This window comes from Streptomyces sp. NPDC091416 (assembly GCF_044756845.1).
Taxonomy (GTDB): Bacteria; Actinomycetota; Actinomycetes; order Streptomycetales; family Streptomycetaceae; genus Streptomyces.
In genome coordinates this window covers 40,231-52,368 of sequence record NZ_JBIVTU010000002.1, presented here as the reverse complement: position 1 = coordinate 52,368, position 12,138 = coordinate 40,231, and the positions used below count along the sequence as shown (strand labels likewise).

7 protein-coding genes are annotated in these 12,138 nt (G+C 73.0%); 5 read left to right on the top strand and 2 right to left on the bottom strand.

The genetic code is table 11. The features are described 5' to 3' along the window. Positions 1–134: 134 nt before the first annotated feature. Together ACIQMX_RS07185 and pepE are read left to right on the top strand one after the other, a co-directional pair. A complete protein-coding gene (locus tag ACIQMX_RS07185; protein ID WP_363074707.1) occupies positions 135–962 on the top strand; it encodes an IclR family transcriptional regulator in 828 nt (275 codons plus the stop codon). A gap of 99 nt (positions 963–1,061) precedes the next feature. Then, complete coding sequence (gene pepE, locus ACIQMX_RS07180; RefSeq protein ID WP_402475651.1) at positions 1,062–1,790, top strand: dipeptidase PepE; 729 nt, start codon at positions 1,062–1,064, stop codon at positions 1,788–1,790. On the opposite strand, the gene ACIQMX_RS07175 is transcribed toward pepE, so the two are convergent. Then, on the bottom strand, positions 1,753–3,558 hold the full coding sequence (locus tag ACIQMX_RS07175; RefSeq protein ID WP_363074709.1) for an MFS transporter: 1,806 nt from the start codon (positions 3,556–3,558) through the stop codon (positions 1,753–1,755). The genes pepE and ACIQMX_RS07175 overlap by 38 nt on opposite strands. A gap of 251 nt (positions 3,559–3,809) precedes the next feature. Here ACIQMX_RS07175 and ACIQMX_RS07170 point away from each other — a divergent pair, with 251 nt between their 5' ends. The 3 genes from ACIQMX_RS07170 to ACIQMX_RS07160 all read left to right on the top strand — a co-directional run bounded on the left by ACIQMX_RS07170 (position 3,810) and on the right by ACIQMX_RS07160 (position 8,766). After that, positions 3,810–6,038, top strand: a complete 2,229-nt coding sequence (locus ACIQMX_RS07170) for an acyl-CoA dehydrogenase (protein ID WP_402475649.1) — start codon at positions 3,810–3,812, stop codon at positions 6,036–6,038. Between the two features lie 12 nt (positions 6,039–6,050). Beyond that, complete coding sequence (locus tag ACIQMX_RS07165; RefSeq protein WP_363074713.1) at positions 6,051–7,247, top strand: lipid-transfer protein; 1,197 nt, start codon at positions 6,051–6,053, stop codon at positions 7,245–7,247. Between the two features lie 88 nt (positions 7,248–7,335). Further along, positions 7,336–8,766 (top strand): MFS transporter, encoded by a 1,431-nt coding sequence (locus ACIQMX_RS07160; protein ID WP_402475647.1) that lies wholly within the window; start codon positions 7,336–7,338, stop codon positions 8,764–8,766. 16 nt (positions 8,767–8,782) lie between these two features. Here ACIQMX_RS07160 and ACIQMX_RS07155 read toward each other — a convergent pair whose 3' ends face one another. Next, positions 8,783–12,136, bottom strand: coding sequence for an SAV_2336 N-terminal domain-related protein (locus ACIQMX_RS07155; protein ID WP_402475645.1), 3,354 nt, complete (start codon positions 12,134–12,136; stop codon positions 8,783–8,785). Positions 12,137–12,138: the final 2 nt, after the last annotated feature.

Sequence of the window (12,138 nt, the reverse complement as noted above, 5' to 3'; positions counted from 1 at the left end):
ATCCATCACACCCGTCCGGCGCCCGGCAGGGTGTGGGACGCCGGACGGGGTGCTGAGAGCAGATTCGGGATCGGATAGCGTTGAGCGCAACCATTTCCCGTTATTTGCAACTCAGGTCTGAATGGTGAGATCACATGGCGGACTTCGATCTGGACCGGCGCACCCCCGCCGGGGCTCTGCAAACCGTCGACCGGGCGCTCCTCGTGCTGCTCGCGTTCGAGCGCACCCGGCCCGACTGGGGCGTCACCGAGGTCGCCGAGGAGTTCGGCTGGGACACCTCGGTGGCCCAGCGGCTGCTCGCCACCCTCGCGGGGCGCGGCTTCCTGGTCTCCGACCCGGCCACCCGCCGCTACCGCATCGGCCCGGCCGTGCTGCGCCTGGGCAGGCTCTGGGAGCGTTCCGGATCACTGGAGCTGCTGGCCGGGCCGGTCCTGGAGGAGCTGCGCCGGGTCACCGGCGACACCGTGCTGTTCTGCCTGCCGGACAGTTTCCACATGCGGTGCGTGGCCGCCGAGGAGGGCGAGGCCGGACCGCTGCGCTACTACCCGCTGGTCGGTGAGCTCTACCCGGCGCACGCCGGGGCCACATCCAAGTCGTTCTACGCCTACCTGCCGGACGAGCAGCGCCACCGGCTCTTCCGGGGACGCCCGATGGCCCGGTTCACCGACCGGACCGTCACCGATCCGGACCTGCTGGAGGAGGAGCTCCTGAAGGTCCGCGCCCAGGGGTACGCCTGGACGGTCGGCGAGTACGACGCCGGCATCGCGACCGTGGCCGTACCGGTCTTCCTCGGCCGTGAACCGTACGGAAGCCTCAGTCTGGGCGGCGCGAAGGAGCGGTTCGAAGGGGCGCCGGAGAACCGTCTCGACGCGCTGCGGCAGGCGGCCGACCTGCTGGAGAAGCGCCTGACCCACCCACCGCAGCGCCCGAAGCCCAGGGCCCGCCGGACCCGTTCCGCCTGATCCGGGATCAGGCCGCCGCCCTCACGCTGTCCGGCGACGGCCGGCCCGGTCGCGCCGGCACGACCCGATCCGAAGAGACCGAACCACAAGAGGAACCCCGTGAATCTGCTCCTGCTCTCCAACTCCACCCAGCACGGCCGCGGTTACCTGGAACACGCCCTCGACACGGTCGCCGCCTTCCTGCCCTCCGGCGCCCGGCTGGCCTTCGTTCCCTACGCGCTGGCCGACTACACCACGTACACCGCACGCGTCCGGGACGCCCTGGAGCCGGCCGGTATCAGCGTGCGCGGCGTCCACGAGAACGCCGACCCCGTCGCCGAACTCGCCGCGTCCGACGCCGTGTTCATCGGCGGCGGCAACTCCTTCCGGCTGCTGAGCGCGCTCTACCGGACCGGTCTGCGGGACGCCGTCATCGAGGCGGTGCGCGAAGGACTCCCGTACATGGGGGCCAGTGCGGGGACGAACATGGCGGCGCCCACCCTCCGCACGACCAACGACATGCCCATCGTGCAGCCGCCGTCCTTCGAGACGCTGGGCCTGGTCCCGTTCCAGATCAACCCGCACTACCTGGACCCGGACCCGGCCAGCACCCACAAGGGCGAGACCCGTGAGGAGCGGCTCACCGAGTTCCTGGAGGAGAACGACGTCCCCGTGCTCGGCCTCCGCGAGGGCTCATGGCTGCGGGTCGACGGGCGGCAGGCCCGGGTCCAGGGCGCCCGTCCCGCCCGGCTGTTCACCCGCGGCGCGCAGCCGCAGGAGCTCCCGGCGGGGACGGACGTCTCTCATCTGCTCACGACCGCGCCGCGGTTCGACGCTCCGGTGCGCTGAGCGTCAGCACCAGATCGGTCTCGGTCCGGGGCCCGTCCGCCGAGTACGACGCGGGGCGGGCCCGCGGCGCGTATCCGGTGGCCGAACCGGCCAGGACGAAGCTGCCGGTGCCGGGGGCGGCGAGCGCGTAGCGGCCCTGCGCGTCCGTGGTGGTCAGCCCGGCCTGCCGGCCGTGCCGGTCGATCAGGGTGACGTTGGCCCCGGCCACCGGAGTCCCGTCCGCCTCCCGTACCCGGCCGCGGAAGCCGTCGGGGCCCGGGTGCGGCACGGCGGGCAGCGGCTCACCGGCCTCGCGCGCGGCGTCATCGGCCGCGCTGCTCGCCAGCAGCACCGGCGCGGAGATCTTGCGCGGTGACGGCAGGAACGCCGCCAGGACGAGACCGACCAGCACCGCTCCCGTAGCGATCATGAACGAGGTCCGGAACCCCTCCATGCTGGGCACCGAGACCGGTCCCATCCGCACCGAGGTGTTCGCCAGCACCATGCCGATCACCGCGCTCGACACCGAGGTGCCGATCGAGCGCATCAGGGTGTTCAGACCGTTGGCCGCGCCCGTCTCCGAGGCGTCGACCGCCCCGATGATCAGCGCGGGCAGCGAGGAGTACGCGAGTCCGATGCCGGCCCCGAGCAGGACCGCGATCACGATGGTCTGCCAGGCGGCGCTCATCAGGCCGAGCCCGGCCCCGTAGCCGACCGCGATGACCAGCATGCCGAGCATCAGCGTCGTCCTGGGGCCGTACCGGGCCGAGAGTCGGGCGTACAGCGGGGCGACGAACATCATCGTCAGGCCGAGCGGGGCGACGCACAGGCCGGCGACGACCATGGACTGGCCGAGGCCGTATCCGGTGGACGTGGGCAGCTGGAGCAGCTGCGGCAGGACCAGTGAGACGGCGTAGAACGCGACCCCGACCATGATCGAGGCGAGGTTGGTGAGCAGTACCTCGCGGCGGGCGGTGGTCCGCAGATCGACCAGCGGCGCCTCGCTCCGCAGCTCGAAGACGCCCCAGCCCACGAGGACCACCAGGGCGGCGGCGATCAGGCCGAGCGTGGTGCCCGAGGTCCAGCCCCAGTCGCTGCCCTTCGTGATCGGCAGCAGCAGGAGGACCAGGCCGAGCGAGAGGCCGAGCGCGCCGGTGACGTCGAACCGTCCGGGGGCGCGCAGCGAGGTCTCCGGCACCGCCAGCACGGTCAGGCCCATGGCGAGCACGCCGAGACCGGCCGAGCCGAAGAAGAGGGTGTGCCAGTCGGCGTGCTGGGCGACCAGCGCGGCGGCGGGCAGTGCGAGACCGCCGCCCACCCCGATCGAGGAGCTCATCAGGGCCATCGCCGAGCCGAGCTTCTCGCGCGGCAGCTCGTCCCGCATGATGCCGATGCCCAGCGGGATGGCGCCCATGGCGAAGCCCTGGAGCGCACGTCCCACGATCATGATCACGAGGTCGTCGGTGAACGCGCATATCAGCGAGCCGACCACCATCACGGCGAGGCTGGCCAGCAGCATCCTCCGCTTGCCGTTGAGGTCTCCGAGCCGCCCCATGATCGGGGTGGCGACGGCCCCGGCGAGCAGGGTCGCCGTCATCACCCAGGTCGCGTTGGACGGGTCGGTGTCGAGAAGGGCGGGCAGGTCCTTGATGACGGGGACGAGCAGGGTCTGCATCACTGCGACGGTGATGCCCGCGAAGGCGAGTACGGGGACGATCCCGCGCCCCGCCTTCGGTGTCCGTGGATCAGGAAGCTCCGCGGCGGGCTTCTCGTGCGTCGTCTGTGGCATGCGTGCGGCCTCCGGGCGGCAGGAGAGGGAGGGGCGGGGTCGGCGGGTGCGGTCACTGCGGCGGACAGCGCTGACCGCCAAGTACGTGCAGGGTGAAACCTTCCGGACGTCCGAGGTATTCCGGTGAATAGGGCAAGAACAGGTCAAGACGGTCCGCCCGGTTCCAACTGGCCGTCGATCTGACCTTCCGTCAGATTGGAACGTGTTCTACTCTTGCGCCGTTCCAGTGGCTGCGACCGGCGAGGATCCGCATGGGCATCGGAATCACCGAAGAACACAGGGAGCTCGCACGGGCCGTGCGGGGATGGCTGGCACGCGCCGTACCGCCCGGGGAGATCCGCAAGCTCCTGGACGCGGAAGCAGCCCCCGGCGAACGCCCCGCGTACTGGGACGGCCTCACGGAGCAGGGGCTGCCCGGCATCCATCTGCCCGAGGCGTACGGGGGCGGGGGCGGCGACCTCCTGGACCTGGCGGTCGTCCTCGAAGAGGCGGGCCGCGCCGCACTGCCGGGCCCGTACCTGGCGAGCGCCCTCGCCTCGGCCGTCCTGCACGAGGTGGTCCTGCGCGAGGCCGGCGCGCGCGACCCCGAGGTGCACGAGCCCGCCCTGCCCCCGCCGGGCGCCGGCGGCCTCGTACGAGACCTGGCGGCCGGTACCCGCATCGGGGCCGTCGCGCTCGGCCCCGGCACGCTCACCGCCGTCGAGCGCGAGGACGGCCACCTCCTGGACGGCGAGCTCCCGCCGGTGCTCTCCGGCGCCGAGGCCGACCTGCTCCTGCTCCCGGCCGCCACGGCCACCGGCCCCCGCTGGTTCGCCGTGGACGCCGACGCCGAGGGACTCACCGTGCGCCCGCACCGCAGCGCCGACCCCACCCGGCCCACCGCCGCGGTCCGCGCCGACGGCGTCCTGGTTCCCTCCGCGCGTGTCCTGAGCACCGATTCCGGGCTCGTCCGCGACCTCGCCGCCGTCCTCCTCGCCGCCGAGGCCTGCGGCACCGCCGCCCGCTCCCTGGACACGGCCACCGAGCACGCCAAGGTCCGCGAACAGTTCGGCCGCCCCATCGGGCAGTTCCAGGGCGTCAAGCATCTGTGCGCCGACATGCTCGTGCGCGTCGAACAGGCCCGCGCCCTGGTCTGGGACGCCGCCCGCGCGGCCGGTGAACCGGAGGAGACCCGCGGCCTGGTCGCCGCGCTCGCCGCCGCGACCGCCCTGGATGCCGCGTACGGCTGCGCCAAGGACGCCGTACAGATCCTCGGCGGCATCGGCTTCACCTGGGAGCACGACGCCCATCTGTATCTGCGCCGCGCCCTGGTCGCGCGGCAGCTGCTGGGCGCCGGGGACGACCACCGTCAGCGAGCCGTCCGCCTGGCCACCGGCGGGGCACGCCGCGAACTCGCCCTGGAACTCCCGCCGCAGGCGGCCGCGCACCGCTCGGCGGCCCACGACGCCGTCGCCGCCGCCCGCGGCCTCGACCCGCGAGCGGCCCGCCGCGCCCTCGCCCCCACCGGCTACGCGGCCCCGCATCTGCCCGCACCCCACGGGCTGGGCGCCGGCCCCGTACAACAGCTGGCCATCCAACAGGAGTTGCGGGACCAGGGCGTGGATCTGAGCGGCCTGGGCATCGCCACCTGGGTGGTGCCCTCCCTCATCGCGCACGGGACGCCCGAACAGCAGGACCGCTACCTCCTGCCCACCCTGAGCGGCGACCTCCTGTGGTGCCAGCTGTTCTCCGAACCCGGCGCAGGATCCGACCTCGCCTCGCTGCGGACCCGGGCCGAACGGACCCCCGAGGGCTGGCGGATCAACGGCCAGAAGGTGTGGACGAGCGCCGCCCAGTGGGCCGACCACGGGATCCTGCTCGCCAGGACCGACCCGGACGCCCCCAAGCACCAGGGGCTCGGCTACTTCCTCGTGGACATGAAGAACACCGAGGGCATCGACATCCGCCCGCTGAAGGAGATCACCGGCGACTCCCTCTTCAACGAGGTGTACTTCGACGACGTCCTGCTGCCCGAGGACGCACTCGTCGGCGAGCCGGGAGGCGGCTGGCAGGTCGCCCGCAACACCCTGGGCAACGAACGCGTCCACATGGCCGACCAGGTGGCCTTCGACACCGGCCTGGAAGCCCTGATCGGCCGCGCCGAAGGACTCGACGGCGCCTGCCGGGCCCGGATCGGGGCGCTGGCCGCCGAGGCGCACGCGCTGGCCTGCATCACGCTGCGCACCACGCTCCAGCAGGTCTCCGGACTGGAGCCCGGCGCGGGAGCCTCCGTGCGCAAGCTCGTCCAGACCGTCCACCAGCAGAAGGTCGCCGAACTCGCCCTCGAACTCCTCGGGCCGGACGGGGCGGTGTGCGAAGGACCGGGTGAGCGGGCGGTGCACGGCTTCCTGATGTCCCGCTGCCTCACCATCGCGGGCGGCACCACACAGGTTCAGCTGAACGTCGTCGCCGAGCGCATCCTCGGCCTCCCGAGGGACTGAGAGGAAACGATCATGAAGGCCTACATCGTCGGCGTCGGCATGACGAAGTTCGAGAAGCCCGAGACCCGGGACTGGCAGTACTGGGACATGGTCAAGGAAGCCGGGACCGCGGCGCTCGCCGATGGATCGGTCACGTACGAGGGCATCGAGCAGGCAGTCGTCGGCTACTGCTTCCAGGCCTCCACCGCCGGGCAGCGCGCCGTCTACGAACTCGGCCTGACCGGCATCCCCGTCTACAACGTCAACAACAACTGCGCCACCGGCTCCACCGCCCTGATGGCGGCCCGCCAGTTCGTCGAGGGCGGCGGCAGCGACTGCGTCCTGGCACTCGGCTTCGAGAAGATGGCGCGCGGATCGCTCGGCGGCGGCGGAGCCGACGGTGGCGCGGGCGACTTCAAGACATCCCCGGTCGCCCGGCACTACGGCATCATGGCCGCCGCCCACGGCTTCGAGATGACCCCGCCCACCGCGCAGATCTTCGGCAACGCCGCCCGGGAGCACATGGAGCGGTACGGCACCACAGAAGCTCAGCTCGCCGCGGTCGCCGCCAAGAACCACCGCCACTCGGCGGGCAACCCGTACGCCCAGTTCCAGGACCCGTACTCGGTCGACGAGGTCCTTGCCGCCAAGCCCATCCACCGCCCCCTCACCCGGCTCCAGTGCTCCCCGACCTCCGACGGAGCCGCGGCGGCCGTCGTCGTCTCCGAGCGCTTCGTCGAGCGGCACGGCCTCGGCGACCGGGCCGTCGAGATCGCCGCCCAGGCCATGACGACCGACACCGGGGCCTCCTTCGCCTCCGGGACCTGCATCGACGCGGTCGGCCTTCCCATGTCGCGGGAGGCGGCACGGCAGGTGTACGAGAGCGCCGGCATCGGCGCCGACGACCTCGACGTCATCGAGCTCCACGACTGCTTCTCCATCAACGAACTGCTCACCTACGAGGCGCTCGGGCTGTGCGGCGAGGGCGAGTCGGGGGCGCTCGTCGAGTCCGGCGCCACCACCCACGGCGGCCGCTGGGTGGTCAACCCGTCGGGCGGCCTGATCTCCAAGGGGCATCCGCTCGGCGCCACCGGAATCGCCCAGGCCGCCGAACTCACCTGGCAGCTGCGGGGAGAAGCGGGGCCCCGTCAGGTGCCGGACGCCCGGACCGGGCTCGCCCACAACATCGGGCTGGGCGGAGCGGCGGTCGTGACCCTGCTGCGGCGCTGAGGCCGTACCGGGACCCGGGTCCTACGCCGATGGTCCGGGTCCGGCACGGTCCGGAAACCGATGTACGGGGTGTGGAGCGGCTGCGAGTATGACGCTCATGGTTGACGTCTCGACGCCCACACGCCGTGGCAGCGGTACCCGGACCCGTACCTGGGCGGTCGTGCTCGCCGCCTGCACGGGGCAGTTCCTCGTCGTGCTCGACGTGTCCGTCGTCAACGTGGCCCTGCCGTCCATGCGCGCCGACCTGGGGCTGAGCGCCGCGGGCCTCCAGTGGGTGCTCAACGCCTACTCGATCGCCTTCGCCGGATTCATGCTGCTCGGCGGCCGGGCCGCCGACCTCTACGGCCGCAAGCGGATGTTCCTCGTCGGCCTCGGCCTGTTCACCGCGGCCTCGCTCGCCGGCGGACTCGCCCAGGAAGGCTGGCAGTTGCTCGCCGCCCGGGCCGCCCAGGGGCTCGGCGCGGCCGTGCTGGCCCCCGCGACCCTCACCCTGCTCACCGCCGCCGTCCCCGAAGGACCCGCCCGGACCAGGGCCATCGGCACCTGGATGGCCGTCGGCGCGGGCGGCGGCGCGGCCGGCGGACTGATCGGCGGAGTGCTCACGGACACCCTGTCCTGGCGGTGGGTCCTGCTCATCAACGTGCCCATCGGGGTGCTCGTCCTGATCGGCGCCGCGCTCCGCCTCGCCGAGGGCCGGGCCGGCGAGCGCAGCCGGATCGACCTCCTGGGCGCGGTACTCGTCACGGCGGGCCTGGCCTCGGTCGCGTACGGCATCGTGCAGACCGAGGAGTCGGGCTGGACGGCCGCGGCGACCCTCGTACCGCTGCTCGGCGGACTCGTGCTGCTCGCGCTGTTCGTCCTGGTGGAGTCCCGGACGGCGAAGCCGCTGATGCCGCTGCGCGTACTGGCGGCGCGGGCGGTGGCGTCGGCGAACGTGGCGATGCTCGTGATCGGCTCGGCCACGTTCTCCATGTGGTACTTCATGACCGTGTACGCGCAGAACGTGCTGGAGTACACCGCGCTGGAGGCCGGACTCGCGCTGATGCCCACCTCCGTGGCCATCGTGGTCGGCTCCAAGTGCGCTCCGCGGCTGATGGCACGCACCGGCGCGAAGAACCTGGCCCTGATCGGCACGGCGATGGCCGCCGCGGGCTTCGGCTGGCAGTCGACGATGACGGCCGACGGCTCCTACCTCACGGCGGTCTGTCTGCCCGGCGTCCTGATGATGGCCGGCACGGGCCTCGCGGCCACCCCACTCGCCGCCCTCGCCACCTCGGGCGCGGCCCCGGGTGAGGCGGGCCTGGTCTCCGGCCTCGTCAACACCTCCCGCACGATGGGCGGCGCCCTCGGCCTGGCCGTGCTCTCCACGGTCGCCGCGGCCCGCACGGACGGCTCCACGGACCCGGTGGAACTGACGGCCGGCTACGCGCTGGCCTTCCGGACGGCGGGCGGGGTGCTGCTCGGAGGACTGCTGCTGATGGTCCTCTGGCTGCCGCGCCACGGATCGGCGAAGCGCTGAGGCCCGGCGGGGACGGTCAGGACACCGACTCCGCCACGGGAGGCAGCACCAGCTCCGCGAGGTTCAGGAAGGCCTCCGTGGTGGCCGGCCGCAGACGGCCCAGATTCCAGGTGGACGACTGGAGCGCGGCATCGAACGGGACGGGCACCACATGGGCCGGGTCGATCCGCAGACGGTCGGCCAGGCCGGCGGGAAGCCGCCGTCTTCTGCGGTTGTCGACCTCGGACACCACCACGACCGCCCGGTCCGCCAGACCGGCACGCCCCGTCTCCCTCATGCCCGCCAGCGCGTGCACCGCCGCCTCCAGGGACACCTCGGTGGTGCTGGAGCAGACGATCAGGGTGTCGGTGTTGTCGAGGAGCACGTCCGCCGGCTGGTTCAGGTGCAGCGGGGCCCAGTCGCTCAGCACGAAGGAGTAGTACGGCGCGGTCCGGGCCAGCACCTGCAGGTAGTCCTGCGCGTGCCGGGGGTTCGGACTGATGTGGCCTCGGTGATGAGCGACCACCTCCAGGCCCGAGGGCAGCCGTGTCGTACAGGCGCGGATGTCCTCGTACGAGGCGGAGTGCGGCAGCTCCGCCACGTTGCGCAGGACCGCCCGGTTGCGGTGCGCGAGGAACGGGTCGAGGGCCCCCACGGACAGGGCGGCGTCCAGAGCGAGGACGGGCTCGCCCCGCACCGCGGCCAGCAGGCTGCCGAGCACCATGGTCGTCGTGGCCCGGCCGCTGTAGTGGTAGGGGCCCACCAGGGCCAGCCGTCGGCCGTGCGCCATCGGGACCCGCAGACGCTCCAGCTGGTCCTCCGCCGTCCGGCGGGCGGACCCGAACCGGGCAAGGCGCGGCCAGGATCCGCCGGACGGGGATGCCTCGCTGCGCGGTGGCAGGTCGAGCGGAGCGGGCGTCAGACGACGGACAGGGGCAGCCGGCGGCAGGGGCGCCGTCACGGCATCCTCCCGCTGGGGACGCGTCCGGGCGATGTAGGTGCCGAGGACCTCGGCGACCTCGCTCGCGCTGGGACGCCGGGCCGGGACGGCGTCGAGGCAGCGGAGCACGAGCCGGCGCAGCTGCTCCCAGGTGTCGCCCTGCCACCGGTGCATCCCCTCCGGCATGTTCGGCATCTCCCAGCCGGCCTTGCTGCTGATGAGCTGGAGGAGCCCGCCGAGGGAACGCACGTTGTCCTCGCGGGTCGGCACGGGGCCCGGCTCCAGGTACTCCCCGTCCACGGCACAGTCCGAGAGGTTGGTCAGCACGACCGTGCGGCGCAGCACGAAGACCCCGTCGGCACTGAAGTCCGCCGGAACCAGTCCGTTGATGTGGCAGAGGGCCAGCGCGTTCGCCAGGTGGAAGGAGACGAGGAGCCCGCGCAGGGTGTCGAACGGGGCCACGGACTCCGTGAGCGCCTGGCTGAAGATCTCGTCCAGCCGCAGGGGCTGGGTGTCCCGGGCGGACGGCTCCGCGATGGTGGTCATGGCCAGCCACGGTGTGGAGCCCAGGGTTCCGGTGGCGAGCAGGGTGGGCGCGTACTGCCCCTGGAGCCGCGTCAGGGCCTCCGCCTCCACCTCGATGAGCCGGCCGGTCTCCGGCGGCAGATCGGGGCGCGGGACACGCACGGCCGCTTCGTTGTGCTGGGTGTCGAAGCCCTGGTACACCACCGTGCGGCGTCCTCGGCGGCGGCCGTGGAGCACGAATTCGCCGATCCGCTCGGGATCCTCGGGAAGCAGCGAGCCCCAGCTGTCGGCATCGGGAACCGCCTGTTCGGGGCCCGGGCCGATACCGGCCGACGGCTTGTCGAACGACACCCCGAACCGCGTGAGCAGCCGCCGCTCCACACTGGTGAACGGCTGGTGCGAGCCGGGGAGCTGGGCGGGGCCGTCGGGGTGGGACAGCCATGCGGGGAAGTCGGGTGAGTGGCCCGCCAGTTCATCGAGGCGGCGGCCGATCCGGCGGCTCGTCCGCAGGAGCTCGGCCGGCGGAATCGCGTCGAGCAGCACGGCCTTGGACTCCTCGGAGAAGTCGAAGACCCGGTGCTTCGCCGGCAGCGGACCCGGGACCGGAGCAGGGTGGGGCCGCAGGAGACCGCCGAGGAAGACCTCGGCGAGATGAGACGTGCCCGCCCGCCACGGCACCGCGGTCTGCACCAGCCGCATCACCGGAACCGACAGCGGCGAGACCGCGGCGAGATGGGCCGCGAGACGGTATGCCTCCGGAGTGGCCGCGTCCCGGAAGTGCTGGGTACTGCCCGCAGCCCGGGCCGGTGCCACCGCCTCGTACGGTCCCGGGCGGATCAGCAGGGGCAGCTCGGTGGTCGTGCCGGGCGAAGCGAGCAGCCGTGCCCAGTCACCCAGCGACGCGGGATCCGGCGCCAGCACCGGTACCGGTACGCCCTCGAACCGGGCGATGCCCGGCGGCAGCACCGGATCGACGATCCGCCAGGAGGAGTTGGCACCCCCGATCCGCCGGGTGGTGGCCTGCCAGAGCTCGGCGGAGATTCCGGACGCCTCCCACATCTGCGAAGGCAGTGTGTGCAGTACCGCGACGGGGCCGCGGGCGGCCCGCTCCGCCAGCAGGTCGTGCATGGCGCCGGACCGCCACGCCGCGCCCATCCCGTCGCTGACCACCAGCAGCAGGGTCCGGCCCGAGGGGTCGTTCACCGTGCTCAGCGGCAGCCCGGGCCCGTCGGGCCGGAACGGCCGCGCGTGCAAGGCCGGCCGCGCACCCGTGGTGTCCAGCCCCAGGACGCGGGTGGTGGAGAAGGCGCCCAGACGCTCCAGCAGGGTGCGCAGTTCCGCCCCGAGCCGGTGCCACAACAGCATGGACAGGCCGTCGTCGACGAGCAGAACCAGATTCAGCCAGCGTTCCCGCACCGGGCGCTGCACCACGTCGACCAGTCCGGTCTGCGCGAACTCGGCGGCGGTGAGCTCCTCGTCGATCTCCGTGCGGTGGCGACTGTCCCGGCGACGGCGCAACGGCCGCAGCGCGCGCCCGAGTTCGAGCTCGTCGGCGAGAGCCTTCTCCTCGGGAACCCGTACCGGCATGGCCTTGCGGGGACTGCGGCCGGTGTGCGTGGGAGACGGCTCCGGCACGGGAGGGGGCTGCCTGGCCGCCGCGTACAGGGACGGGGCTGTCAGGTCGGGCAGATCCCCGTCGTCGGGTTCCGGTCCGGGCCGCTTGAGGGACACCCGGTCCGGTTCGGGGCCGGGGCCGGCGGTGGGCGGGCCCGTCTCGGGCCGCTCCCGGTGAAGGGGTGCGCCGGGGCCGGCGGGCAGACTGCGGGCCAGCCACAGCACGTCCAGGAGCTGATCCGCGTCCAGCTCGTGGCCGCAGGCCGACAGCACCCGCAGCGCCTCGGCCAGCCGTGCCCCGCCGCCGGCCATGG

Excerpts from the sequence above, each read along its gene's own strand:
- ACIQMX_RS07155 (WP_402475645.1), bottom strand. The coding sequence starts at position 12,136 with ATGGCCGGCGGCGGGGCACGGCTGGCCGAGGCGCTGCGGGTGCTGTCG.
- ACIQMX_RS07160 (WP_402475647.1), top strand. The coding sequence starts at position 7,336 with ATGACGCTCATGGTTGACGTCTCGACGCCCACACGCCGTGGCAGCGGT.
- ACIQMX_RS07175 (WP_363074709.1), bottom strand. The coding sequence starts at position 3,558 with ATGCCACAGACGACGCACGAGAAGCCCGCCGCGGAGCTTCCTGATCCA.
- ACIQMX_RS07165 (WP_363074713.1), top strand. The coding sequence starts at position 6,051 with ATGAAGGCCTACATCGTCGGCGTCGGCATGACGAAGTTCGAGAAGCCC.
- ACIQMX_RS07170 (WP_402475649.1), top strand. The coding sequence starts at position 3,810 with ATGGGCATCGGAATCACCGAAGAACACAGGGAGCTCGCACGGGCCGTG.
- ACIQMX_RS07185 (WP_363074707.1), top strand. The coding sequence starts at position 135 with ATGGCGGACTTCGATCTGGACCGGCGCACCCCCGCCGGGGCTCTGCAA.